Genomic DNA, 20,387 nt, shown 5'->3' with positions numbered 1-20,387 from the left:
GCAGTGCAACCATGGTTACACCTCTACCGCGCGGGACGGTAGACGAGGAGGGCCGGGTGCCCGTCGGTGCCGTGCGGGACGGGGAAGTAGCTGCGGTGCGTGGTGGAGTCGACCGCGACGACGTGCGCGCCGTCGGCGAGGTGGGCGTTGCCGGTGACGGTCAGGTGCCGGTCGCGGTTGTCGGCAATGGTTACCCAGCCGGACTCCGCGGCGACGTACAGGCGGCGAGCGACGGGGTCGTAGGCGAGGACGTCGGGCTCCTGGCCGACCCGGTCGGTGCCGGTGACCTGCCAGGTGGTCAGGTCGACGGTGAGCAGGCGGGCGTTGCCGTCGCAGGCGACGAACGCCAACCGGTCTGCCGGGGCGAGGACGAGGCCGTGGTCGCAGCCGGGCAGGGGGACACGGCGGGTGATGTGGAGGGTGGCCGGGTCGATGACGGCTAGGTCGTTCCGCGACTGGACGGCCACCAGCATCCGTCGGGTGGTGGGGTCGTAGGCGACGTTGCCCGCCTCGCCGCCGACCGTCACAGTGCCGCGGACCTTCCCGGTGTCGGCGTCGACGACGGTCTCCGAGCCGCCGGACTCGTTGGTGGTCCACACGGTGCCGTGCTGCGGGTCGTCGGCCAGGCCGTCGGGGTAGTCGCCGGTGGGGCTGCGACGCAGGACCTTGCCGGTGTTCTCGTCGATGGCCGCCACCTCGTTGGCGTCGGTGGCGGTGGCGTACACCCGGTGGCGGGCGGGAACCACGAGCACGCCGTGTACGCCGGGAAGGCCGTCGATCGTCCGCACGACGCGGTTCGCGCGGACGTCCACCTCGATGACCTGGCCCGCGCCGAGGTGGGCGATGAACAGCAGCCCGCGGCCGGCATCGAGGCTCTCGTAGTCGAAGCGGGAGCTGTTGCCCGGCAAAGGGATCTCCTTGACCTGCTGGAGCGGGAGTGCCTCCTTCGGCGGCTGGCCTCCGTCACGGGTGAGCAGGACGCCGGCTGTCGCGGCTGCGATGGCGACGACGAGCCCGGCCGCGAGGGCGAACAGGGCGCGTGGGCTGAGGCGAGGGTTCATGTACGGCCTTTTCCCTGTGGTGCGGGCTCAGTACAGGTAGATGTCGACCACAAGGGCTACTGCCCCGGTGGCCAGGGCGAGGTTGGACACCGCTCGGGCGGGCTGAGAGCGCATCGGTCCGTAGGACAGGACGAAGGTGCGGATGGCGTAGGTGACGACGCCGCTGCCGGTGTCCTGCCAGCTGATGGGGACGGGTGGGAAGGGGAGGTCCGTGTAGAACTCGTAGGAGTGGGTCGCCTTCAGGACGACCTGCCAGCCGAACGGTGCCAGGAAGCCGATCGCCGCGGTGGTGGCGATCAGGCCAGCCTTGCGCCAGCGTGGTACTGCCCCATCAGGGCGGCCTCGGCGATGGCGGTCAGCATGGCCCCGTTCAGCAGATGTCCGTAGCTCAGCACGGTGTGCTCCCCTCCCCTGCTGGATCAACTTCCGTGGGTGTCCTACGAGGTGGGCGGTGTGAGGTTGGTGGCGTCCAGGGCCGGACGCAGCGCCTTGGCGAGGGTGACGCCGTCGGCCGTGGCCCAGTAGTGCAGGTAGAACAGGCGGGGCTGTTCGTCCAGGGAGTGGTTGTGGAGCTCGACGATGTAGATGTTGCCCTTGCGCAGCGCCTGGATGACCTTCTGCACCTCGGGGGCGGTCATGACGAAGTCGCCGTTGATGGCGGCTTTGTTGTCCCCGAGCGGCTGGAAGTTGATGCCGGTGGTCAGACCGAGAGCGGAGGGCAGTACGTGGGTGCCGTCGTTGATGGTCTCGTTGCGGGCGAGGAAGAACTTGTAGATGCCGCCGTCGGCGGTGCCCTTGCGGCCGAGAGCCTTGTCGATGCCGGCGGTGTCCAGGTCGATGGGCGGCTGGGTGGTCGGGGGCGGTGAGGCGGGCGGGATGGCCGTCGCGGCCAGGGCGGCCTTGACCCCCTGGGCGAGCTTCACCGGGTCGCCCATGGCGTGGATGTGGGTCCACCAGATCGCCGGGGACTGCTGGAGCAGGTGCTTGTGCAGGGCCGTCTGTTCGATACCGGCGGCCTGCAACGCGTCGGTGACCTTGGGCAGTTCGTCCTCGGTGGCGACCAGGTCGCCCATGAACATGGTCTCGTGCTTGTACTTGGCGAAGGCCGCGTAACCGCCCAGCGACAAGCCGGGCTTCACGGTGACGCCCTGGGTGGTGACGGTCAGGTCCTTGCGGGGCAGCGGGACGCGGTAGACGGTGCCGTTCATGAGGGTGCCGGTGCGACCGAGGGTGTCGGCGACCGGCTTCCAGTCCGCGTCCTTGGTCGGCACGGGCTGCTGAAGGTGGTGGTGCCGGGAGGCGGCTTGCGCCGCGACCACGTTCGTACCGCCTGCCGCGTCACTTCTCTGGGTGCCGCAGCCTGACAACAGGCCGGCGCCCGCCACCAGCAGGAGCGCGGCCGCCGTGCCGGCGGCCGGCTTCGTGAGCGAACGGGGTGACATGACGACTCCTCGTCGAGATCGTTGTCGAAGGTGCCTGTGTGCTCAGCGAAGCCGCCCCGGATGAAGTTGGCATGAAGACACTCCGCACATGCGCCTTCATGCCACCTTCATCAGCGGCAGGGATCGTGGAAGGCACAACAACGTGCGTGGCAGCGGCGAACGAGGGAAGGCGCGATGCGGATCCTGGTGGTCGAGGACGAGCCCAAGATGCGGGACCTGCTGCGCCGAGCCCTGAGCGAGGAGGGTTACGCCGTCGACACCGCCGCCGACGGGCCACAGGCCCTCGCCCTGACCGACGTGGCCGCCTTCGACGCGATGGTGCTGGTCCTGGCCGGTGCCGGCTACGTCACGCTCAGCCGTTTCCGCGAGGCCCAGAGCGAGTACGGCACGGCCACCGGCATCGCCCGCCAGGCCCAGTAGGCTGCCCTCGACGACCTCGCCCGCGAACTGGCCACCGCGCTGCCCATCGTGTTCGTCCTGGCCACCGTCGGCGCCTACTGGCTGGCCGCCGCTGCCCTGCGCCCGGTGGAACGCATGCGCACCCAGGCCGCCTCCGTCACCGAGGACACCCCCGGCCACCGCCTCGACGTACCGCCCAGCAACGACGAGATCGCCCGCCTCGCCACCACCCTCAACGACATGCTCACCCGCCTCCAGACCGCGCTCGACCACGAGCGCCTCTTCGTGGCCGACGCCAGCCATGAACTGCGCACCCCGCTCAGCCTGTTGCGCACCGAGATCGAACTCGCCCTCCGGCACCCCCGCGACGCCACCGAACTGCACGCCGCACTCGTGTCCGCGCACGAGGAGACGGAACGTCTGGTCCAGCTCGCCGAGGACCTGCTGCTCCTGGCCCGCACCGACCGCCGGGATGCCACCGCGGCCGGGTCGACGGTGCCCGACCTGGCCCCGGTTCTGCACCGCGTGGCCGCCCGCCTGCGCAACGGAGCCCCCGATCAGACAGTCACCGTCGACTGTCCGCCCGGACTCACCGCCGCAGTGCCCAGTGACCGGCTGGAACGCGCGCTCACCAACCTGATCCACAACGCCCAGCAGCACGGCCGCGGCCCCGTGGAGGTGACCGCCCGTCCTGACGACGGACGGATCCGCATCGAGGTCCGCGACCACGGCACCGGCTTCCCGCCCGACTTCCTCCCGCGCGCCTTCGACCGCTTCACCCAGGCCGACCGGTCCCGCGCCACCAGCGGCACCGGTCTCGGCCTGGCCATCACCGCCGCCATCGCGCGCGCCGCCGACGGCCAGTACGGCGCCTGCAACCATCCCGACGGCGGCGCCGTATGGATCAGCGTCCCCGCCCTCCCGCAGCCACCCACGACCTCTTGAGGCGCCCAAAACGACATGCAACCATGGTTACGTCAGACATGAGCCGCTGTGGGGAGCGTCGATGAACCGGACAACGTCCGCTGCACGGATCGGTACACGCCATGATCGCTGACCGGCCGGCCCGTGAACCGGGCGAGTGGGTCCTGTTGTCCTACCGGATGCCCCGCGAACCCTCCACACCCCGCATCACCCTCTGGCGCAAGCTCAAGCGCCTCGGAGTCGCCCAGCTCTCCGACGGCCTGGTCGCCCTCCCCGCCGACGCCCGCACCCGCGAACAGCTGGAGTGGATCGCGGACGAGGCGATCGAGGCCGGCGGCACCGCCTCCATCTGGATCGCCCGCCCCGCGACCCACGCCCAGGAACGCGAGCTGGCGGCGGCCATGGCCACCGCCCGCACCGCCGAGTACCAGGCCGTCATCGACCAGGCGACCCAGGCCACCGGCACGGCGGGCGCCGCATCCGTCGTGCGCAGACTCCGCGCCGAACTGCGCCGCATCGGCCGCCGCGACTTCTTCCCGCCCCTCGAACGCGATCGCGCGCACGCCGCCGTCCGCGCCCTCGCCGACGAACCAGGCGGCAAAGCCGGCACAGCACCGAAGGCCGCAAGCCACCAGGAGAAAACCCAATGAAGTGGGCCACCCGCGCCGGGATCCACATCGACCGGGCAGCCTGCGCCTGGCTCATCCGCCGGCACATCGACAAGGAGGCGGAGTTCGCCTTCGTCACCGATCCCGCCGAAGTCCCGGACGGCGCAACCCCGTTCGACATGCGCGGCGTGCAACTCGGCCACCACGGCGGCGACTGCTCCTTCGAGACGATCCTGCGCCACTACGAGCTCACCGACCCGGTGCTGTGGAGAGTCGCCGAGATCGTCCACGAGGCCGACCTCGACGACGAACGCTACGACGCCCCCGAAGCCCCCGGCGTGGACGTCATCCTGCGCGGGCTGTCCATGATCTGCGACGACCAACGGATCCTGGAGCTGACCGGCCCACTCTTCGACGGCCTGTACGAGTACCACCACCGCGCCATGCTGCTCGGCCGCGAGCCCTCCTGACGCCGTTCAACCATCCGCACATTCATCCAGGGCCAAGCCATGGCCCTCGCCATCGCCGCGTCGCCCGAAATCTTCAGCACCCCCCACATCGCCCTGACAGCCGGGCTCACCGGCATTCTCGCGCTCGCCGCGGCGATCTGGCGGCTTCCCCGCTCCGCATGGCCCGACATCGCGGCGGTAGCGGTGCTGTCAGCAGCCTCCGTGTACCTGTGGCGGACCTCCGCGAACATGACTCCGCTGAACAAGGACGGCCTGCCGGGATTCTCCGCCAACGACCGGGCCGCGCCCGTCCTCACATACGTCTCCCTCAGCCGCTACGCCGACCTCCGCCTCCCGGCAGACCCACGCCGCACGCCCAGACCCGGGCACTGGCCACCCTCGCCTCCCTGGCAGTCAACGTCATCACCGTCTGACCGGCGCCTGCGCCCATTGATAGAGGAGTGCAACCGTGGTTACAGTGCCCGCATGAGTTCCGAGGACCCACCGCCCAGCCGCCCAGCCGACACCGAGCCCCCCGAACGAGCCACGGCAACGGCGCCAGGCGACCCGGGCTTCCCCGCGGTGCTGCGGTACTTCCTGCGCCTGGGCACCCTCGGATTCGGCGGACCCATCGCCGTCGTCGGCTACATGCAGCGCGACCTCGTGGAAAAACGCGGCTGGATCGCCAGGCAGGAGTTCCTCAACGGCGTCGCCCTCGGACAGACCATGCCCGGCCCACTGGCCGCACAGGTCGCCATGTGGGTCGGCTACCTCCGGCGCGGCGCGCTCGGCGCCGCGGCGACCGCGCTCGCCTTCATCACGCCGTCGTTCCTCATGGTCACCGGCGTCGCCGCCGTGTACTCCCACTACGCGGGCCTGAGCGCCGTACAGGCACTCTTCTACGGCATCGCCCCCGCCGTCATGGCGATCATCACCATCGCCGCGTACAAGCTGGTCCGTCTCACCGACGGCAAGGACTGGCGGGCCTGGGCCATCAGCGCGGTGGTCTTCTCCGTCACCGCCCTCACCGGCAGGGAACCGATCTACCTCATCGTCGGCGCCGGCCTCCTGATGATCACCCTCGACGCCCGGCCGCGCCTGCGCCTGCCGCGCCGCCGTACCCCCGACCTCTCCGAGGGCACGTCCACGCTCAGCATCGCCGCCTGGCCGCTCGCCTCCACCACCCTCGGCGCCCTCGCCTCCGGCGGGACGCTCGTCTCCCTCGGTCTGTTCTTCCTCAAGACCGGCGCCCTGGTCTTCGGCTCCGGCCTGGCCATCGTCCCCCTGCTCCGCGACGGGGTGGTCACCCAGCACCACTGGCTGACCCAGGCACAGTTCCTGGACGCCGTAGCAATGGGGCTGATCACCCCCGGCCCGGTCGTGATCACCGCCGCCTTCATCGGCTACCTCGTCGGCGGCGCCACCGGTGCGCTGGTCGCCGCCGTCGCCATCTTCATCCCCATCTACCTGGGCGTCGTCGTCCCCGGCCGCTGGTTCATCCGCCACCGCGACAACCCCCAGCTCCAAGCATTCGTCACCGGAGCCACCGCCGCCGCGGGCGGCGCTCTGTGCGGAGCGGTGGTCGTCCTGACCCGCCAGGCCGTCATCGACCTGCCCACCGCCGCGACAGCCCTGGTCACCCTCGCCCTGCTGTGGCGCTTCAAGCTCCCCGAGCCGTACGTCGTCGCCGCGGCAGGGGCCCTCGGCCTGCTGCTCCACTGACCGGCCAAGTCCCGGCTGCGCCGACATCGAGGCCGGCGAATGACTGCGTAGAAACGCACCGCCGCCTCGGGATCCTCCTCCATCCACCCGGACCATGCCCGATGCTGGACGAACGGGCGTTCACCGTCTGATCGCCGAAACTCGATGCGCCACCTGTACGACTCAGTCCGGGCGCGCTCTGCCCTCGGTGCCCTTGCCGGCGGCTGTCAGACCCGGACCGCCCACACGCCGCACGGCTGCTCCCAGCTCGGTGACCTATGTGGTCACAGCGCTGGCGGATCGTCCGGAGCGCCGCCGCGATCCGGGAGCTGTCCAGGTAGACGGCTGACCACGACAGCCGGAAAGGCCGGCAAGTCGGACTGGCACATTGGGTCGTCGTGACCGATGCCCGCGGCGGTGACCGGGGCCTAGGTTCGGGCTGTCCTCGTCGGTCGCCCTCGGCCCGACGGTCACCCGGCGAAGTGAAAGGCGGCCCATGCGCCGGCTCACCTACTACATCGGCTGCAGTCTCGACGGCTTCATCGCCGGACCGGACGGGGAGACCCACTCCTCCGGTTTCGACGGCGACCTGAAGGACGCGATCCTCACCGAGTACCCCGAGACGATCCCTGGCCATACCCGTGAGGCGCTGGGTCTCGTCGATGCGCCCAACAAGGTCTTCGACACGATTCTGATGGGCCGCGCCACCTACGATCCCACCCTGCGGATCGGCGTCACCAGCCCCTATCCGCACCTGCGGCAGTACGTCTTCTCCTCCACCCTGACCCGGACGGACCCCGAGGTGGAGGTGGTGTCGGGGGACCCGGTGGAGCTCGTCCGCGGCCTCAAGCGGCAGCCGGGCGCGGGCATCTGGCTGTGCGGCGGGGCGAGCCTGGCCGGGCAGCTGCTGGGCGAGATCGACGAACTGGTGGTGAAGCGCTACCCGGTGGTGTTCGGCAGCGGCATCCCACTGTTCCGCGCCCCCCTCGCCCCCGGCGAATGGCTGCTCCGCGACTCCCGGGTCTTCCTCACCGGCACCACCTTGACCAGTTACGTCCGACGCTAGGAGCACCGATGCTGTTTCGACCCACGACCGGAGCCGAGGTCGACCGCGTCGCCGCGGTGACGGTCACCGAACCCGTCGGCTGGATCGACGCCGACCGCTACCGGGATGAGCTCGGGCAGGGGATGTACCGGCCGGAGTGGACCTGGATCGCCGAGGACGGCGACGGCCGGCTGCTGGCCCGCGCCCTGTGGTGGGGCCGGGCGGACAGCGCCCACCCGATCGCCTTGGACTGCCTGCACGTCGACCCCGGGGCGGGCGACCGGGCCCGGGTGGCGACCGGGCTGCTCACCGCCGGGCTGCAGGCGTTCGCCGCCGCGGGCGCGCCGAAGCCGCCGCTGTACAACCTGACGCTGCCGGTCGGTTGGCGCGACGATGCGGTGGCGGCGGACGCGGTGGCCTGGCGCCGGAGCGCCGCGCGGGCCGCCGGCCTCAGCCATGAGGTGGAGCGGCTGCGGCTGGAGTGGGCCAGCGGCGATCCGCTGCCGGGGGGCGAGGGCCGGCTCAGCTTCGCGCCGGCCTCCGACGAGGAGTTCCTCGGGATGTTCCGGCGGATCGCGGTCGGCAGCCTCGACGACGAGACCCGCCGGAACGTCGCCGCGATGGGCGTCGAGGCGGCCGCCCGGGAGGAGTTGGAGTTCTATCTTGGCTGCCCGGGCGAGCGGGAGTGGTGGCGGCTGGCGTACGACCCCGACGGGCGGCTCGCCGGACTGGTGATTCCCTCCGCGACGCCGTACGCCCGGAACGTCGGATTCCTCGGTGTGCTGCCCGAGTTCCGTGGCCGCGGCTATGTGGATGACCTGCTCGCCGAGGTCACCCGGAGCCATGCGGAGGCCGGCGCCGAGTTGATCACCGCCACCACCGACACCGGGAACGCGCCGATGGCGGCGGCCTTCGCCCGGGCCGGCTACCGGACCACGGAGATCCGGATGATCTGGTCGGCGCCGGCGGCCGAGCAGGAGCGAGTGCCGTAGGCGCAGCGGTCGCCGCCCCCGGGTGCGTCCCCGGTCCATTCGCCCCGTCCGCGTACAGTGACGATCAACGAGGCCCGACGGTGGCCGGGTTGGTGGGGCCGGGGGGCATGGGTGCAGGGACGCGACGAGGAGCTGCGGCGGATCGAGCTGATGCTCGCCGACGCCCTGCGCGGCGAGAGCAGCGCCCTGCTGCTGCACGGCGAGGCCGGCATCGGCAAGACCGCGCTCCTCGACCACGTCGCCGCCCGCGCGCAGGGCCTGCGGGTGCTGCGCGTCGAGGGCATCGAGTCCGAGATGGAGCTGGGCTTCAGCGGACTGCACCAGCTCTTCCTGCCGATCCTTGAGGTGCTCGACCGGCTGCCCGCCCCGCAGGCCCAGGCGCTGGGCTCCGTCTTCGGCCTCGTCGACGCGCCGGTGCAGGACCGGCTGACCGTCGCCCTCGCCGCGCTGTCCGTCCTGGCCGAAGCCGCCACCGACACGCCCCTGCTGTGTCTCGTCGACGACGTGCAGTGGCTGGACCAGCCGTCTGTGGATGTGCTGGCGTTCGCCGCCCGCAGGCTGCGCGCCGAGGGCGTGGCGATGCTCTTCGCCGCCCGCGGCGACTGGCCCGGCAGTACCGGGCGCGCGCTGCCCAGGCTGCACGTCACCGGCATCGGCCGGAGCGCGGCCGCGGCGCTGCTGCCCGGGCTCGCGCCGCACGTCGCCGAGCAGATCATCGACCAGGCGCAAGGCAATCCGCTGGCGCTGCGGGAGCTGTCCGCAGCGCTCACCCCGGCGCAGCGGTCCGGCCAACTGGGGCCGCTGGTGCTGCCAGAGGTGTCGTCGGCGCTGCCTAGTCGGCTGCAGGAGTCGCTCGCCGAGCGGATCCGCAGGCTGCCCGAGGCCACCCGCCTGATCCTCGCGGTGGCCGCCGCGGACGACACCGGGGACTTGACCGCGGTGCTGGCGGCGGCAGCCCGGTCCGGGGCATCGGTCGACGATCTGGCGCCCGCCGAGCGAGCCGGGCTGCTGGCCGTCTCCGGCACAGGGCTGCGTTTCCGGCATCCACTGGTTCGGTTCGCCGCCTACCGCAGCGCGCCACTCGCGGAGCGGATCGCGGCGCACCTGGCGTTGGCGCGGACGCTGGACGGCGCCGGGCACGCGCACCGCCGAGCCTGGCACCTGGCCGCGGCGGCGACCGGGCCGGACGAGCGGGTGGCCGCGGAGCTGGAGAGGGTCGCCGAGTGGGCGGGAAGCCGGCAGGCGATGGCTTCGGCCTCCGCTGCCTACGAGCGGGCCGCTCAGCTGACCGCAGAGCCGGCGCTGCGGGCGAGGCGTCTGATCGGCGCGGCGCAGCGGGCCAGCGAGGCCGGACAGGACGAGCGCTGCGGCGCCCTCGCCGACCAGGTGCCGCAGCCGCTGCAGGACCCTGGAATGGCCGCGGACTTCGCCCGAGTGCGGGCCGTGGTCGAGCTCGGCTTCGGCAGCCCGGCGCGGGCCGCCCGGATCCTCGCCGAGGGCGCGGACGCGACCGCCGCGCAGCGCCCCGACAAACTCCCCGTGCTGCTGACGGACGCGCTGCACGCGGCGTTCGCCGCGGGGGACGCAGCGCTGATCGCCCAGATCGCGGCCCGCGCACCCGATCTGCCGGTCCTCGCGGTGCCGGCGCACGTCTTCGCCGACGCGACGGCCACCCGGCACGAGAACGCGGATGCGGCCGCGGACGACGTCCCCGCTGACCCTGACGTCCGTGGCGCGCGGCGGCCGCTCGCCGAGCTGGTGGCCGCCTGCGACCGCGATGAAGTCAGCCTGATGGACCGGCTGATGACCGGGCACTACTGCCACCTGCTCGCCGACCACACGACCGCACACCGGGTCGCCTCCGCCGCCGTGGCGCACTGCCGCGACCACGGCGTCGGCGGCTGGCTGCCCACCACACTGCACCTGCTCGCCCAGGTGGAGCTCGCGCTCGGCCGCCGCGACGACGCCCAGGCGCACGCCGCCGAGGCGCTCCGGCTCGCCGACTACTACGGCCTCCACCACCGGATCGCCCACCTGCGCGCCCTGCTCGCCGTGCTGGCCGCCGCCCGCGGCGAGGAGGACCGCACCCGTGAACTCGCCGACCTGGCCCTGGAGTACACCCGCCCGCGGGGCGTCGGCCGGGGCACCTCCGACGCGCTGTGGGCGCTGGGCCTGCTCGACCTCGGCTCCGGACAGAGCCAGCGGGCGCTGGAGCGGCTGGAGACGGCGCGGGATGAAGCCGGCCACCCGCTGATGGGCCGCCACCTGCTGCCCGACCTGGTCGAGGCAGCCGTGCGGGCCGGCCGCCCGGAGCGGGCGAAGGCGCCCGCGGATGCCTTCGCGGCCTGCGCGGACGCCCTCCGGCAGCCCGCGGTCCACGCGCAGCTCCTCCGCTGCCGGGCCCTTGTCGGACCCGATTCCCAGGCCGAGGAACACTACCTCGCCGCCCTCGACCTGCACTCGATCGACGACAGCTTCGAGCGAGCCCGCACCGAGCTGCTCTTCGGCGAGTGGCTGCGCAGGCAGCGCCGCAAGCTCGACGCGCGCGAGCGGCTGCGCGCCGCGCTGGAGCGCTTCGACCGAGTGGGCGCTCGGCCGTGGGCGCGGCGGGCCCAGACCGAGCTGCGGGCGGCGGGCGGGCACCACGACCCGGGGCTCGCCGCGGACTCGCCGATCGCGCGGCTGAGTCCGCAGGAGCGCGAGGTGGTACGGCTCGCCGCGACCGGCGCGACCAACAGGGAGATCGCCACCCAGCTGCTACTGAGCCCGCGCACGGTGGGACACCACCTCTACAGGGCGTTTCCCAAGCTCGGCATCAGCTCCCGCACCCAACTCGCCGACGTGCTCGGTGGGTAGCCGGTGCGGGCAGAAGCACCGGTCCCGAGGCAGATCCAGACACCGAAACGCCGAAGTCTATAAAGCGAGACGGCATCCGTATCCCCCTCGCCGACGGCCGAGGGGACGCCCCCGTCGGCCTCCCCCGCCGCCCAGGCCGAGCAGAAGGACGACGACGGCGGCGGTCTGTCGGCCGGTGCCTGGGTCGGCACAGGCGCCGCGGCCCTCCTCGTCGCAGGCGGCGCCGTCTATCTCGTACGCCGCCGGACCGGTGCTCAGGAGTAAACCCTCGCGGAGGCCCTCGGCCGGCCACCGCCGCCCTCAGTCGTGCGGTGCCTTCCCGCTGACCCGGTGGTCGGCATGGCTGAGGGCCTCCATCACCAGCCGCCGCAGATGCCCGTCGCTCAGGCGGTAGTAGATGTGCCGCCCCTCACGCCGCGTCTCGACCAGCCCCGCGAGCCGCAGCTTCGCCAGGTGCTGGCTCACCCCCGTGCGGGACGCCTCGCACCGCTCGGCCAGCGAGCCGACGTCCGACTCCTCCTGAGCGAGCAGCCACAGCAGGTGCAGCCGGGTCGCGTCCGACAGCAGCGAGAACACCTCGGTCGCCTCCGCGAGACGCGCGCTGTCCGGGGGACGCAGATGCGCCTCGGGTGCAGTTGGCAGAGATTCGCGAGCAGGCATGCACACAGCGTAGAGGCCGGAGCGGGCAGGGACGGGCGTCAGCGATTCCGGCTTGAAATCGATATGTGCGCAGGTGCGCACTCATCTATACAGTGGACGCAAGTCCCACCCGCCTCCGACCGGCCCGGGAGACCGCCGCATGCTCGCCGTCCTGCGCAACCGCGCCTACCGCCACCTCTTCACCGCCCAGGTCATCGCCCTTGTCGGCACCGGCCTGGCCACGGTGGCGCTCGGCCTGCTGGCGTACGACATCGCGGCCGCCGACGCCGGTTCGGTGCTCGGTACCGCGCTCGCGATCAAGATGGTGGCGTACGTGGCGATCGCCCCGGTCGTCGGCGCGGTCGCCGACCGGCTGCCGCGCCGGGCCCTGATGGTCGGCGCGGACCTGATACGTGCCACGGTGGCGCTGACGCTGCCGTTCGTGGACCAGGTCTGGCAGGTCTACGTCCTGATCTTCCTGCTCCAGTCGGCATCCGCCGCCTTCACACCGACCTTCCAGGCGGTCATCCCCGACGTACTCCTCGCCGAGCGCGACTACACGCAGGCGCTGTCGCTGTCCCGTCTCGCCTACGACCTGGAAAGCCTCTTCTCCCCCGCCCTCGCAGCCGCGCTGCTCTCCCTGATCACCTACAACTGGCTGTTCCTGGGCACGGTGGCCGGCTTCCTGGCCTCGGCCGCCCTGGTGGTCTCCGTCGTCCTGCCCAAGCCGGCCGTCAGGGACGGGCCCCCCGCCGGCGGCGTGTACGCCAAGGCGACCGCGGGCACCCGCGTCTTCCTCGCCACCCCGCGCCTGAGGGCTCTGCTCGTCCTCAACCTGGCGGTAGCCGCGGCGAGCGCGATGGTCACGGTCAACAGCGTTGTGTACGTACGCGATCAGCTCGGACGCGGTCCGGCGGACGTACCGCTCGCCCTCGGGGCGTACGGCGGCGGTTCGATGCTCGTCGCCCTGCTGCTGCCCCGCCTGCTCGACCGCGTATCCGACCGCACGGTGATGCTGTCCGGCGCCCTCACACTGGCGGTCGGCTTCGCCGGGCTCGGTGCCCTCACCGCGGCCGGCAGCGGCGCCTGGCGCTGGCCCGCGCTGCTGCTCACCTGGGCCGCCTTCGGCGCCGCGTGCTCGATGGTGCTCACCCCGACCGGCCGCCTGATCCGCCGCTCGGTCCCGCCCGAGCAGCGCACCTCGGCCTTCGCCGCCCAGTTCTCCCTCTCGCACAGTTGCTGGCTGCTGACATATCCCCTGGCCGGCTGGCTCGGCGCTGAGGCGGGCCTCCAGTCGGCCGTGGCTGCCCTGGGGGTGATCGCCCTGGTCGCCGGTCTCCTGGCGGTGCGGCTGTGGCCGCCGAAGGAACCGGCACTCGCACTCGTCGAGCACGAGCACACCGGTCTCGACGACCACCATCCACACCTTGTTGACGCCGTGCCGGTGCGGGGCGGTTGGCGGCACAGCCACGCCCGCCTCGCGGACAGTCTCCACGTCCACCCATGACGAAGGCGCGCTGAGCCGACGCCGGTGTCACCTCAGCCAGGCACCGGAATTGACTGAGGCGCCAGATGCCCGGCGCGGTGCAACCATGCCACCAGCCCCGCGCACACCAGTCCCGTGGCAGCCAGCACCGCCCACGGCAACCACCCCACACCCGTGTCGAACAGCGTCCCGACGGCCAGGTTCCCGAGCGAGATCGCGATGCCGGAGGCGGTGTTGTAGGCGCCGTAATACGTGGCGACCAGCCGGTCGCCGGAGAGCCGTACGACGGTGTCCATCTCGAAGGGGTAGAGCAGTGCCCCACCCCAGGCGAGCAGCGCCGCGCACAGCGTCAGGGCACACACCCCGATGACGGCATCACGCGCCCCGGGGAGCAGCGGCAGGAAGGCTGCGCCCATCACCACCAGCCCGTATGCGATGGCCCGCGGTCCGGGCAGGTTCCGTTTCGCCCATGCGGTCAGCTTCAGTTGCCCGGACAGTGCGGCGAGCGCCGAGACGGCGAAGATCGCGCCGGTCACCAATCCGCTCCGCTCCCCGAACAGTTCGCGGGCGCGGAGCGGCAGGGCGAGGTAGACCTGGAAGGCCAGGAGGTAGGAGCCGCTCATCGCCGCGGCGAAAAGCAGGAACGGCTTGTTCGCGGCGATGGTGCGCCAGTCGGCGGCCACTGCCCGCCAGGCGGGTTCGGAGCTCCGGTCGGTCGGTGGACGGGCGGGCAGGGCGCGAGCCTGAAGGACGGCCAGCGCGCCGAAGATGAGTGCGGCGACCGTGCAGACCGCGCCGAAGTCCCAGGTAAGAAGGGCGAGTCCGGCGAGGGGGCCGACGAGGATGCCCGCCTGGTAGAAGACGTTGAAGGCGGCGAACGCCTCCACCCGCCGCTCCTCTCCCGCCTCGGCGGCCAGATACGCCCGTACGGCAGGGTTGAACAGCGCACCCGCCAGGCCCGTCAGCGCCGAGGCCACGATCAAGACGGGCAGGCTGGCCGCCACCGCGAGCAGCCCGAAGGCGACCGTGCGCAGGGCGCAGCCGGCCAGGATCATGGGCTTGCAGCCGTAGCGGTCGGCGAGGGTGCCGCCGACGAGGAACATGCCCTGTTGGGAGAGGTTCCGCACGCCCAGCACCAGCCCGACCGCCCAGGCCGCCAGGCCGAGGCCGTGTGCGAGGTGGTCGGCCAGATAGGGCATCAGCATGTAGAAGCCCAGGTTGATGGCGAACTGGTTCACCATCAACAGCCGTGCCGGCCGGTCGAAGGAGGCCACCTGGGCCCGCAGCCGCCTCATCGCACGCCCTCCTTCGCCGCCGCACGCCCGAGCGGGTCCCGAACCCGACCGCATCGCGTCCAGCCGGTGACCACGCACTCGTCCTGGTCGGCGATCTCGTCGGGTTCCGTGGGCGGTTCCTGGCCGAGGAGTCCGTGCTCCCGGCACCAGGCGTCGTTGTAGACGGTCTCCAGGTAGCGGTGCGGGCCGTCGGGGAAGATCGCGGCGATCCGGGTTGCGGCGGGATACGTCCGTGCCGCCCACCCGGCCACCAGTGCCACCGCTCCGACGCTCCAGCCTCCGGACGCGTAGTGACGGCGAGCCAGCTGCCGGCAGGCCCACACCGCCTCGGCCGGGGCCACCCAGTGGACCTCCGCGAAGGCGCCGTAATCGACGTTGGAGGGGTAGATGCTCGACCCCAGACCCCTCATGAGCCGCGGCCCGGCGGGCTGGCCGAAGATCGTCGAGCCGACCGTGTCCACCCCGATCAGCCTCAGCCCGGGACACGACTCACGCAGCCCGGCCGCGATACCGGCCGAGTGCCCGCCCGTGCCGACCGCCGCCACCAGGACGTCGATGCGGCCGAGTTGGGCGATGAGCTCGGCGGCCAGTGGACGGTAGGCGGCCGTGTTGTCGGGGTTGTGGTACTGGTCCGGGCAGTACGCGCCCGGCGTGCGGGCCAGCAGTTCGGCGACACGCTCCTGGCGGGCCCGCTGCCAACCTCCGTCGGGATGCGGTGCGGTCACCTGGTCGACGTGCGCGCCGAGGGCGGTGAGCAGCCGGACCATCGAGGGCTCCATGCCCGGGTCGGTGACGACGGTGACGGGATGGTCGTACGTCAGCCCGGCCAGGGCGAGTCCGAGTCCGAGGGTGCCGCTGGAGGACTCGACGATCGGCGCACCCGGTGCGAGGTCGCCGCGCCGACGCGCCTCGCGGATCATGTGCAGGCCGGGGCGGTCCTTGATGCCACCGGGATTGGTGCCTTCCAGCTTGGCGTGGAAGCCGCGGCCCGACGGGGCGAACGGCTCGTCGATCCACAGGACCGGGGTGTTGCCCACCAGGTGAGCAGGGCGGCGGGCGATCGGGGGAACGGGGGCGTCTGCCCCGACGGGCATGAGGGATTCGAGCAGGGTGGGATCCATGTAGGTACGGCTCCTTCGCACCCATCGGTCAGATGGGTGCGGTGCTGGCGGTGCAGGGGCGCTTGGGCACGCCGGACCGTGGACCGCCGCTGTCCTCAGCGCGGCCCGGGTGAGGGCGTGCGGGTGGTGCCTACTGCCGCCAGACGCAATGCCGGGCGCATGCGGATCGTCCGCCCGGCGGCCATGGCAGACCGCTGTCCGGGCCGGCGCGGTCGGGCGATGCGTGCGTGAACGGTTGATCGATGACCGGCTCGACCGGCTGAGGGGCGTGGAGCGGGCCGTCCGCGGAGACTCGCACGCGGTCAATCGCGTGTTCGACGGTGTCCTCGAAGACTTCGTGGTGGTGTTCGTGGTCGGAGCCGGTCGCCTCCGCCCCTGCCACCTCCACCGCCTCCGCTGCGGTAGTGGGCTGCACCGCTCTCAAGGGCATGAGCGGCGCGTGGGGGCCGAGGAAGCCCGGCCCGTGCAGGGCGCCCAGCAAATGGGACGCCACCAGCAGAATGAACCCGATGAGCAGGACGGACGGCGCGGGACGACCCCGAACGCGGCTGCCGACCATCACACGGATCACACACAGAGCGTAATCGACCAATTACGCAAAATCGCAGTGCGACGCGGCGTACCCACCACCCACTCGGTTTCGGAGCATCCGAACGCCCCGGAAAGCAGCGAGCAGCAGGACGATCACCGGCCACGGCGCTGCGCCGGCCACGACGGCGCTACGCACCCAGAGGTGGACCGGACGGCCCGGGGGTGTCCGTGCATCAGGACTCCGCGTGGAAGGTCTCCGCGAAGACCGTGTGCTCCCTGACGAAGTACGACCGGCACCGGATCGTGTCCCGTCAGGCGGGCGTCCAGGCTCGCCCGTCTGACGGGCGTAGGCGTTCGGAGTGAAGCCGGGCTTCGGTGCGGACAGCACCGAGGCACTCGGCGGCGACTTCAGCAGCATGCCCGCGGGCATGTTCTCGGCCCACCTCGCCATCGGCGAGCCGAAGATCCTGACGTGCAGGCCGCGTGCCTTGAGGTGCGCGGCGGTGGACAGGCCGTACGGGGCCGCCCCGATCACGACGACCGTCGTGGACATGAATTCCCCCCAGATGGCGACCTGTTGGGCCGCCTGCGAAAGTGGCCGGTCAGGTGGTGCGTACTTGCGCGAACACGCTGAGAGGGGGGCCTCGACGTACGACACAGTGGGCGAACGCCGGTTCGCGTGGGGAGGCGCGGGCTGGTCCGGAACAGGCGGGAGGCGCCTGGGGAGCCGCAACGGCGCGCTCAACGCCCATCATGAGGGGCGGGTCGACTCCCTGTCACTACCGCGTCCGCGACACCGACAACGCCCCTTACGAAACCCTTCACACCCCCTCTTCGAGGCTTGCGCCCCATCCAGGACTCGAGTTGCAGCAGCCAGCCCTGTCCAGCACGCTGGAACGGGTGGTGGTGTCGGATGCCTGCCCGCCTTCCGCGCGACTGATTCGATTCCGCGATAGCGATGTCGGCGTGACCATGCCTCTCCGGCTGGTGTGTCAGCTGTGGGTGAGGCAGCCGCACACACAAGGAAATCAGTGGAGCGGAACACACTCTGACACTTTCCCTGTTTTCGTTGACGGCCCTCTTGATGAGGATTAAACCGGTCAGCCAGCCGCGTCCGAAATCCTATGGCGCGCCCACTCGGCGGAGGTTCCGATTATGCCGACCAGCCTGGTTCCCCAGACCACCGACTTCACCCTGGACGTGATGGGCCGCTATGTGTGCAACGGCCTGGACGAGGCCCTGGCCAGCACCGATACAGGTGCACATGCGGATGCGCGGCCATTCGACATGATCGTGCTCGGTGGCGGAAGCTTCGGCGCGATCCTCGCGAGTCACCTGTTCTTCAATGACACCTCGCGCGCCCACCGCATTCTCGTACTGGAGGCCGGTCCATTCGCCCTTCCCGAGCACACGCAGAACCTCCCGCCCCAGCTGAATCCCGGCGAGATATGGGGTGTCCCGTGGAATTCGGACAGCCCGCAGGCGTGGAACCAGCGCTTCCCCGGTCTGGCGTTCTGCCCGGGCGGCCGGTCCCTGTTCTGGGGCGGGTGGTCTCCGTACTTCATCGACTCCGAGCTGGACGGCTGGCCCAAGGCCGTGGTCGACGACCTCACCGCGGGCGGCTATCTGGACGCGGCAGCCGAGCAGATCGGCACCTCCGAGACCAACGACTTCGTGTACGGCCCCCTCCACGAGGCCCTGAAGGAGCGGCTGTTCGACGGACTGCGCAGCCGCTCGGCCAACTCCACCGCGCTCGTCGGCAACCGGGGCACCCCGATGACCGCCAAGCAGCCGAAAGCGCAGCTGATGCGCGAACTGGACGCCCCACTCGCAGTGCAGTCCGCTTCCCCGCGCCCCGGCTTCTTCCCGTTCAACAAGTTCAACGCCATGCAACTGCTCATCCGGGCCGCCCGGTTGGCGCAGGCGGAAGCGGAACAGAGCGCGGTGGGCGGGCCTGCCGAGCGGGACGTGAAGAAGCGGCTGATGCTGGTCGACCGCACCAAGGTCATCCGTCTGGAGCGTCAGGGCGGCCACATCACCCGCGTGGTCACCAACCAGGGCACCATCGACGTCCCCGCGGGCGGGCACGTCTTCCTCGGCCTGGGCACGGTGGAGAACACCCGCCTCGCCCTGTCCACCCTGCCGAACAGCCACGGCCTGATCGGCCGCAACCTGATGGCGCACCTGCGCTCCAACGTCACCATCCGCCTGCCCCGGGCCTCCCTCGACAGCGCCCTGGCCGGCATCAAGGAACTCGCCGTCTCCGCCCTGTTCGTCAAGGGCGTGCACACCCACCACGACGGCAGCCTGGGCCACTTCCACGTCCAGATCACGGCCTCCGGCGTCGGGGCACTCGGTACCGACTCCGAGGCCGAACTGTTCAAGAAGATCCCCGACATCGACACCCTCGACCGCTTCCGCGACCTGAATGACGAGTGGGTCATCGTGACCCTGCGCGGCATCGGCGAGATGACCGGCGACAAGACCTCCCCCGATCCCCAAAACCGCGTCGCCCTGGACGTGTTCGGCCCACAGGGCCCCTACGACTACGGCATGCCGCGGGCCCTGGTACGGCTGGAGGCCCAGGACCCGGCCGACCCGACCGGACGCAACATGGCGCTCTGGAAGGCGCTGGACCAGGCCACCGACGAGATCGCCCTCGTCCTCGCTGACGGCGGGCCGATCCAGTACCTGGGCAGCGGCGGCTGGCAGAACACCCCTCCTTCGGCCGATGCCCGCCGCGACACGCTCTCCTCCACGCACCACGAAAGCGGCACCCTGTGGATGGGCGAAGACGCGACCACCTCGGTGACCGACGTCTGGGGCCGACTGCACGAGAGCGACAACCTCCACGCCGTCGGCCCGTGCGTCCTGCCGGCCATCGGCTCGCCCAACCCCATGCTCTCCGGGGTGGCCCTCTCCCGCCGTACCGCCGACCACATCCTGCCCCGGCCACACCCCGTGGCCCCCGAAGCTGGATTCCGTCCCCTCTTCGACGGCACGGACCGTACCTTCAGTCTCTGGCAAGGAGTCGGCGGCGGAACCTTCGCCCTGACCGACGGAGCCATCGTCACCCAGCCCGGCGGCAGCGAACTCGGCCTGCTCTACTACGCGCGACAGCCCTTCAGCGATTTCATCCTGCGACTGCAACTGCGCGTCGAGTCGGTCCGGGACAACTCCGGGATCTTCGTACGGTCCCGGGACCCTCGCCGGCCCGTCCCGGACCGGGCCGACCCCACCCACCTGATCCCGTACACCAACCAGCACTGGGTGGCCGTCGACACCGGCTTCGAGATCCAGATCGACGACACGGCCGCACCGGACGGACAGGACCAGCACCGTACCGGCGCCATCTACAACATCCCCGTACCTCAGGGACAGGCGTACCAGCGCCCCGCACCGCTCGTCGCCGGCCAGTGGACCGACTGCGAGATCGAAGTCCGCGGCGACACCTACACCGTCCGCATGGACGGCACGCAGACCTCCCTGTTCACCAATACCGACACCTGGCGCGGCAAGCCGGCCACCGCCGACCCGGCCTCGGGCTTCATCGGCCTTCAGGCCCACACCGGAAAGGTCGCCTTCCGCCACATCCGGATCAAGGAACTCTGACGTCCCACAGGGTCGAAAGGCCCCGACCGTTCACCGGTCGGGGCCTTCGTCGTGCCCCGCCTCACCTTCCGGGCGCTTTCATCCGGGTCGATCGGTCAGTGCGGCTGCGGAGCGGGAGAGCCTTACTCACGTGCGCTCAGGACGGTCTTGCAGGTGGGTGCTTCCTCACCGGTCGCCGCCGTGATCTGCTCCATAAGCAAACTGATCGTTGTGGTGAGACAGGCCC

At 71.4% G+C, this 20,387-nt stretch carries 17 protein-coding genes; 10 read left to right on the top strand and 7 right to left on the bottom strand.

The window, feature by feature from the left end; genetic code table 11:
• Nucleotides 1-23: 23 nt before the first annotated feature.
• The 3 genes from ACWDAG_RS44745 to ACWDAG_RS44735 are packed head-to-tail and all read right to left on the bottom strand — an operon-like array spanning nucleotide 24 to nucleotide 2,503.
• Complete coding sequence (locus tag ACWDAG_RS44745; protein ID WP_450701324.1) at nucleotides 24-1,061, bottom strand: hypothetical protein; 1,038 nt, start codon at nucleotides 1,059-1,061, stop codon at nucleotides 24-26.
• Between the two features lie 27 nt (nucleotides 1,062-1,088).
• The gene (locus tag ACWDAG_RS44740) at nucleotides 1,089-1,484 is read right to left on the bottom strand and encodes a hypothetical protein (RefSeq protein ID WP_450701323.1); all 396 of its coding nucleotides are present in this window, start codon (nucleotides 1,482-1,484) and stop codon (nucleotides 1,089-1,091) included.
• Between the two features lie 14 nt (nucleotides 1,485-1,498).
• Nucleotides 1,499-2,503: a DUF1259 domain-containing protein gene (locus tag ACWDAG_RS44735; RefSeq protein ID WP_450701322.1), complete on the bottom strand. Its 1,005-nt coding sequence runs from the start codon at nucleotides 2,501-2,503 to the stop codon at nucleotides 1,499-1,501.
• A 174-nt stretch (nucleotides 2,504-2,677) separates the two neighbouring features.
• Between ACWDAG_RS44735 and ACWDAG_RS44730 the strand changes: the two genes are divergently transcribed.
• From ACWDAG_RS44730 to ACWDAG_RS44695, 8 genes are all read left to right on the top strand, one after another.
• Entirely contained in the window at nucleotides 2,678-2,923 is a 246-nt protein-coding gene (locus ACWDAG_RS44730; protein WP_450701321.1) for a response regulator, read from the top strand.
• Between the two features lie 48 nt (nucleotides 2,924-2,971).
• Nucleotides 2,972-3,847 (top strand): HAMP domain-containing sensor histidine kinase, encoded by an 876-nt coding sequence (locus tag ACWDAG_RS44725; protein ID WP_450701320.1) that lies wholly within the window; start codon nucleotides 2,972-2,974, stop codon nucleotides 3,845-3,847.
• Nucleotides 3,848-3,948: 101 nt separating this feature from the next.
• On the top strand, nucleotides 3,949-4,476 hold the full coding sequence (locus tag ACWDAG_RS44720; RefSeq protein ID WP_450701319.1) for a Chromate resistance protein ChrB: 528 nt from the start codon (nucleotides 3,949-3,951) through the stop codon (nucleotides 4,474-4,476).
• On the top strand, nucleotides 4,473-4,904 hold the full coding sequence (locus ACWDAG_RS44715) for a chromate resistance protein ChrB domain-containing protein (RefSeq protein WP_450701318.1): 432 nt from the start codon (nucleotides 4,473-4,475) through the stop codon (nucleotides 4,902-4,904). The genes ACWDAG_RS44720 and ACWDAG_RS44715 overlap by 4 nt, the downstream gene beginning before the upstream one ends.
• A 465-nt stretch (nucleotides 4,905-5,369) precedes the next feature.
• Nucleotides 5,370-6,605, top strand: a complete 1,236-nt coding sequence (gene chrA, locus ACWDAG_RS44710) for a chromate efflux transporter (RefSeq protein WP_450701317.1) — start codon at nucleotides 5,370-5,372, stop codon at nucleotides 6,603-6,605.
• 475 nt (nucleotides 6,606-7,080) lie between these two features.
• A complete protein-coding gene (locus ACWDAG_RS44705; protein ID WP_450701316.1) occupies nucleotides 7,081-7,650 on the top strand; it encodes a dihydrofolate reductase family protein in 570 nt (189 codons plus the stop codon).
• Between the two features lie 8 nt (nucleotides 7,651-7,658).
• Nucleotides 7,659-8,621 (top strand): GNAT family N-acetyltransferase, encoded by a 963-nt coding sequence (locus tag ACWDAG_RS44700; RefSeq protein WP_450701315.1) that lies wholly within the window; start codon nucleotides 7,659-7,661, stop codon nucleotides 8,619-8,621.
• Nucleotides 8,622-8,732: 111 nt separating this feature from the next.
• Nucleotides 8,733-11,477 carry an AAA family ATPase gene (locus ACWDAG_RS44695; RefSeq protein WP_450701314.1) on the top strand — a complete coding sequence of 915 codons (2,745 nt, stop codon included), beginning with the start codon at nucleotides 8,733-8,735 and terminating at the stop codon, nucleotides 11,475-11,477.
• A 300-nt stretch (nucleotides 11,478-11,777) separates the two neighbouring features.
• Here the strand turns inward: ACWDAG_RS44695 and ACWDAG_RS44690 are convergent, their stop codons facing one another.
• Complete coding sequence (locus tag ACWDAG_RS44690; RefSeq protein WP_450701313.1) at nucleotides 11,778-12,137, bottom strand: ArsR/SmtB family transcription factor; 360 nt, start codon at nucleotides 12,135-12,137, stop codon at nucleotides 11,778-11,780.
• Between the two features lie 139 nt (nucleotides 12,138-12,276).
• Between ACWDAG_RS44690 and ACWDAG_RS44685 the strand changes: the two genes are divergently transcribed.
• Complete coding sequence (locus ACWDAG_RS44685) at nucleotides 12,277-13,623, top strand: MFS transporter (RefSeq protein WP_450701312.1); 1,347 nt, start codon at nucleotides 12,277-12,279, stop codon at nucleotides 13,621-13,623.
• 32 nt (nucleotides 13,624-13,655) lie between these two features.
• Here ACWDAG_RS44685 and ACWDAG_RS44680 read toward each other — a convergent pair whose 3' ends face one another.
• The 3 genes from ACWDAG_RS44680 to ACWDAG_RS44670 all read right to left on the bottom strand — a co-directional run bounded on the left by ACWDAG_RS44680 (nucleotide 13,656) and on the right by ACWDAG_RS44670 (nucleotide 16,589).
• On the bottom strand, nucleotides 13,656-14,897 hold the full coding sequence (locus ACWDAG_RS44680) for an MDR family MFS transporter (RefSeq protein WP_450701311.1): 1,242 nt from the start codon (nucleotides 14,895-14,897) through the stop codon (nucleotides 13,656-13,658).
• On the bottom strand, nucleotides 14,894-15,991 hold the full coding sequence (locus ACWDAG_RS44675; RefSeq protein WP_450701333.1) for a PLP-dependent cysteine synthase family protein: 1,098 nt from the start codon (nucleotides 15,989-15,991) through the stop codon (nucleotides 14,894-14,896). The genes ACWDAG_RS44680 and ACWDAG_RS44675 overlap by 4 nt, the downstream gene beginning before the upstream one ends.
• 157 nt (nucleotides 15,992-16,148) lie before the next feature.
• Nucleotides 16,149-16,589, bottom strand: coding sequence for a hypothetical protein (locus ACWDAG_RS44670; protein WP_450701310.1), 441 nt, complete (start codon nucleotides 16,587-16,589; stop codon nucleotides 16,149-16,151).
• Nucleotides 16,590-17,704: 1,115 nt separating this feature from the next.
• On the opposite strand from ACWDAG_RS44670, the gene ACWDAG_RS44665 reads away from it, so the two are divergent.
• The gene (locus ACWDAG_RS44665) at nucleotides 17,705-20,161 is read left to right on the top strand and encodes a family 16 glycoside hydrolase (RefSeq protein ID WP_450701309.1); all 2,457 of its coding nucleotides are present in this window, start codon (nucleotides 17,705-17,707) and stop codon (nucleotides 20,159-20,161) included.
• The last annotated feature ends 226 nt before the right edge of the window (nucleotides 20,162-20,387 follow it).

The sequence above is a fragment of the Streptomyces sp. NPDC001157 genome (genome assembly GCF_053598255.1).
The sequence above is the reverse complement of the archived record's forward strand: the minus strand, read 5'-3'. Positions and strand labels throughout refer to the sequence as shown.

Coding starts and splice junctions, on each gene's coding strand:
- ACWDAG_RS44745 (WP_450701324.1), bottom strand. CDS start 1,061: ATGAACCCTCGCCTCAGCCCACGCGCCCTGTTCGCCCTCGCGGCCGGG.
- ACWDAG_RS44735 (WP_450701322.1), bottom strand. CDS start 2,503: ATGTCACCCCGTTCGCTCACGAAGCCGGCCGCCGGCACGGCGGCCGCG.
- ACWDAG_RS44730 (WP_450701321.1), top strand. CDS start 2,678: ATGCGGATCCTGGTGGTCGAGGACGAGCCCAAGATGCGGGACCTGCTG.
- ACWDAG_RS44720 (WP_450701319.1), top strand. CDS start 3,949: ATGATCGCTGACCGGCCGGCCCGTGAACCGGGCGAGTGGGTCCTGTTG.
- ACWDAG_RS44715 (WP_450701318.1), top strand. CDS start 4,473: ATGAAGTGGGCCACCCGCGCCGGGATCCACATCGACCGGGCAGCCTGC.
- chrA (WP_450701317.1), top strand. CDS start 5,370: ATGAGTTCCGAGGACCCACCGCCCAGCCGCCCAGCCGACACCGAGCCC.
- ACWDAG_RS44705 (WP_450701316.1), top strand. CDS start 7,081: ATGCGCCGGCTCACCTACTACATCGGCTGCAGTCTCGACGGCTTCATC.
- ACWDAG_RS44700 (WP_450701315.1), top strand. CDS start 7,659: ATGCTGTTTCGACCCACGACCGGAGCCGAGGTCGACCGCGTCGCCGCG.
- ACWDAG_RS44690 (WP_450701313.1), bottom strand. CDS start 12,137: ATGCCTGCTCGCGAATCTCTGCCAACTGCACCCGAGGCGCATCTGCGT.
- ACWDAG_RS44685 (WP_450701312.1), top strand. CDS start 12,277: ATGCTCGCCGTCCTGCGCAACCGCGCCTACCGCCACCTCTTCACCGCC.
- ACWDAG_RS44680 (WP_450701311.1), bottom strand. CDS start 14,897: ATGAGGCGGCTGCGGGCCCAGGTGGCCTCCTTCGACCGGCCGGCACGG.
- ACWDAG_RS44675 (WP_450701333.1), bottom strand. CDS start 15,991: ATGCCCGTCGGGGCAGACGCCCCCGTTCCCCCGATCGCCCGCCGCCCT.
- ACWDAG_RS44665 (WP_450701309.1), top strand. CDS start 17,705: ATGCCGACCAGCCTGGTTCCCCAGACCACCGACTTCACCCTGGACGTG.